Origin of the sequence: Pseudoflavonifractor phocaeensis (assembly GCF_016901955.1) — a bacterium.
Classification (GTDB): Bacteria; Bacillota; Clostridia; order Oscillospirales; family Oscillospiraceae; genus Flavonifractor; species Flavonifractor phocaeensis_A.
In genome coordinates this window covers 1-912 of sequence record NZ_JACJLC010000206.1, presented here as the reverse complement: position 1 = coordinate 912, position 912 = coordinate 1, and the positions used below count along the sequence as shown (strand labels likewise).

Below are 912 nucleotides of genomic sequence, written 5' to 3'. Positions count from 1 at the left end.
GGGGGCGAAGGTGGGGTGGGCCCGGCCGGTGGCAATGGTAAAGGTGCCTCCCTCCCGGGTAAAATAGTCCAGGGCGGTGAGGTTGGCGGGGGCGATGCGCATATCCTGGCCGTACAGGGTATCGTCAAAATCACTGGCCAGGAGCACGCCGTCAAATTTGCCCATACAGGGCCCTCCTTTCCCGCCCGGGGGCGGCTGTTATCCCTCCGGACGGAGCTTGTCCAGAGTCTGGGTGAACCAGTCCGGCAGGGGACATTCCAGGGTGACCCTCTCACCGGTGCGGGGGTGGGTGAAGGACAGCCGCCGGGCGTGAAGGCACTGGCCCGCCAGCCCCGGCCAGGGCTTCTTGGCTCCGTACACCGTGTCCCCCAGCAGAGGGTGACCCATATAGGCCATATGCACCCGGATCTGGTGGGTGCGGCCGGTCTCCAGCCGGCACTGGATGTGGGTGTGGCCCTTCAGCCGTTCCAGCACTGTCCAGTGGGTCACCGCCGGCCGGCCCTGGAGCTTGTTCACCGCCATCTTTTTCCGATCGGTGGGGTGGCGGAAGATGGGGGCGTTCACCGTGCCCCCATCCTCCTTCAGTGTGCCCACGCACACCGCCTCGTACTCCCGGTAGAGGGAGTGATCCTGGAGCTGGTCTGCCAGTGCCAGGTGGGCAAAGTCGTTTTTCGCCGCGATGATGAGGCCGGAGGTATCCCGGTCGATGCGGTGGACGATGCCCGGCCGCAGGGTTCCGTTGATGCCGGAGAGTGAATTTTTGCAGTGATATAACAATGCGTTGACCAACGTGCCGTCGGGATGGCCGGGGGCGGGGTGGACCACCATGCCCACCGGCTTATTGACCACGATCACGTCCCCGTCCTCATACACCACGTCCAGGGGGATGTCCTGGGGAAGCACGTCCAGGGG

2 protein-coding genes are annotated in these 912 nt (G+C 65.0%); both read right to left on the bottom strand.

Annotated elements, in window-relative coordinates:
• Positions 1-165 (bottom strand): HAD family hydrolase (locus tag H6B51_RS18215; protein ID WP_204884807.1); only part of this gene is annotated, 165 nt, incomplete at its 3' end.
• A 33-nt stretch (positions 166-198) separates the two neighbouring features.
• Positions 199-912: RluA family pseudouridine synthase (locus tag H6B51_RS17175; RefSeq protein WP_204884806.1), on the bottom strand; the 714-nt coding region annotated here is incomplete at its 5' end.